General features: G+C 60.0%; 1 pseudogene. It reads left to right on the top strand.

Annotated features, from left to right (window positions below):
• Positions 1 to 164 precede the first annotated feature (164 nt).
• Positions 165 to 412 (top strand): annotated as a pseudogene (locus EOA22_RS37320) (ABC transporter permease); the annotation flags it as partial.

The raw sequence follows: 412 nt of genomic DNA, 5'->3' as shown, positions 1-412 counted from the left end.
CCGCGGTTTCTGGCGCGGGTGGACCTTTATCCCGCCTGCAACCGGTGGAAAGGATTTGATCGCCATATGACCGCCGCCCATCAGATGCGCACCAACCGCCCGCTTTGCGAGACGCGCGCCCGGAGCCGTTCGTTCAATCCCCTCGCGATGCACTGAGGTCAGAAATGCTTGCGCTTGTACTTTCCCGCATAGCGATCATGGTTCCGAACGTTATCGTTCTGACCTTTCTGCTGTTCACGTCGGTTACGTCCTTTCTGGGGACACCGGCGGCGATCATGCTGGGAGAGAACGCGTCCCCTCAATCGATTGCCGATCTCAACGCGAAGCTGGGCTTCGACCAGCCCATCCTGTCGCGTTACTGGAACTGGATCAGCGCGGCATTGTCGGGCGACCTGGGTCGATCCTACTCCAC

Source organism: Mesorhizobium sp. M7A.F.Ca.US.014.04.1.1, from assembly GCF_003998745.1.
In the GTDB taxonomy this organism is placed as follows: domain Bacteria; phylum Pseudomonadota; class Alphaproteobacteria; order Rhizobiales; family Rhizobiaceae; genus Mesorhizobium; species Mesorhizobium ciceri.
The sequence above is the reverse complement of the archived record's forward strand: the minus strand, read 5'-3'. Positions and strand labels throughout refer to the sequence as shown.